The following is a 1,873-nucleotide window of genomic DNA, read 5'->3' on the forward strand; positions in this document are numbered from 1 at the left end:
GGGTTATATCGGTGCACTGTTGGGTCCTGAGAGAACACGTTGTTTGTGTTTGATCAGCGACGATGACCGATGAAAGTTCTTCACCTGTGGGTGGGTTCCGGTAGGGGTTGTTGTGTGTTGTTTGAGAACTGCACAGTGGACGCGAGCATCTTTGTTGTAAGTGTTTATGAGCGTACGGTGGATGTCTTGGCACCAGGAGCCGATGAAGGACGTGGGAGGCTGCGATATGCCTCGGGGAGCTGTCAACCGAGCTGTGATCCGAGGATTTCCGAATGGGGAAACCCAGCACGAGTGATGTCGTGTTACCCGCCGGTGAATATATAGCCGGTGTGGAGGGAACGTGGGGAAGTGAAACATCTCAGTACCCACAGGAAGAGAAAACAACATGTGATTCCGTCAGTAGTGGCGAGCGAACGCGGAAGAGGCTAAACCATGGGTGTGTGATACCTGGCAGGGGTTGCACTTGTGGGGTTGTGGGGTTCATTGTGTCGGCGCTGCTGAGCCGGCCAACAGTAAGAAATCATTGTGTTAGTCGAAGTGGTCTGGAACGGCCTGTCGTAGAGGGTGAGAGTCCCGTAGACGAAAACATGGTGACTGTTGATGTGAATACCCAAGTAGCACCGGGCCCGTGAAATCCGGTGTGAATCTGTCGGGACCACCCGATAAGCCTGAATACTCCCTGGTGACCGATAGCGGACTAGTACCGTGAGGGAAAGATGAAAAGTACCCCGGGAGGGGAGTGAAATAGTACCTGAAACCGTGCGCTTACAATCCGTCAAAGCCTTCGAGTAGTTTGGTCTACTGGGGGTGATGGCGTGCCTTTTGAAGAATGAGCCTGCGAGTTAGTGGCATGTCGCGAGGTTAACCCGTGTGGGGTAGCCGTAGCGAAAGCGAGTCCGAATAGGGCGTCGTAGTGGCATGTTCTAGACCCGAAGCGGAGTGATCTACCCATGGCCAGGGTGAAGCGATGGTAAGACGTCGTGGAGGCCCGAACCCACTTAGGTTGAAAACTGAGGGGATGAGTTGTGGGTAGGGGTGAAAGGCCAATCAAACTCCGTGATAGCTGGTTCTCCCCGAAATGCATTTAGGTGCAGCGTCGCGTGTTTCACTCTGGAGGTAGAGCTACTGGATGGCCGATGGGCCCTACAAGGTTACTGACGTCAGCCAAACTCCGAATGCCAGAGTGTGAGAGCGCGGCAGTGAGACTGCGGGGGATAAGCTTCGTAGTCGAGAGGGAAACAGCCCAGATCGCCGGCTAAGGCCCCTAAGCGTGTACTAAGTGGAAAAGGATGTGGGATCGCTGAGACAACCAGGAGGTTGGCTTAGAAGCAGCCACCCTTGAAAGAGTGCGTAATAGCTCACTGGTCAAGTGGTCCTGCGCCGACAATGTAGCGGGGCTCAAGTACACCGCCGAAGCCGCGGCATTCGCATAACACACGCATTGTCCTGCGGGATGGTGTGCAGTGGTGTGGATGGGTAGGGGAGCGTCGTGTGGCCGTGGAAGCAGCAGTGTGAACTAGTTGTGGAGGCCACGCGAGTGAGAATGCAGGCATGAGTAGCGAAAGACGAGTGAGAAACTCGTCCGCCGAATGACCAAGGGTTCCTGGGCCAGGTTAATCCGCCCAGGGTGAGTCGGGACCTAAGGCGAGGCCGACAGGCGTAGTCGATGGACAACGGGTTGATATTCCCGTACCCGTGTGAACGCGCCCCTGATGAATCATCGGTACTAACCGTCCTGAAGCGTTCGTGTTCCCTTCGGGGGATGCGGGTGTGGATGCACGGGACCTTCGGTGGTAGTAGTCAAGCGATGGGGTGACGCAGGAAGGTAGCTGGGCCGGCTGGTGGAATAGCCGGTGTAAGCCTGTAGGGCGAG

At 55.8% G+C, this 1,873-nt stretch carries 1 rRNA gene (only partly in view); it reads left to right on the plus strand.

The window, feature by feature from the left end:
- Positions 1–154 precede the first annotated feature (154 nt).
- Positions 155–1,873, plus strand: a 23S ribosomal RNA gene (locus tag ACFWB0_RS25450); its annotated part runs 1,439 nt beyond the window's last position; the annotation flags it as partial.

It is taken from the genome of Rhodococcus sp. NPDC060086, from assembly GCF_042730275.1.
Lineage (GTDB): Bacteria > Actinomycetota > Actinomycetes > Mycobacteriales > Mycobacteriaceae > Rhodococcus.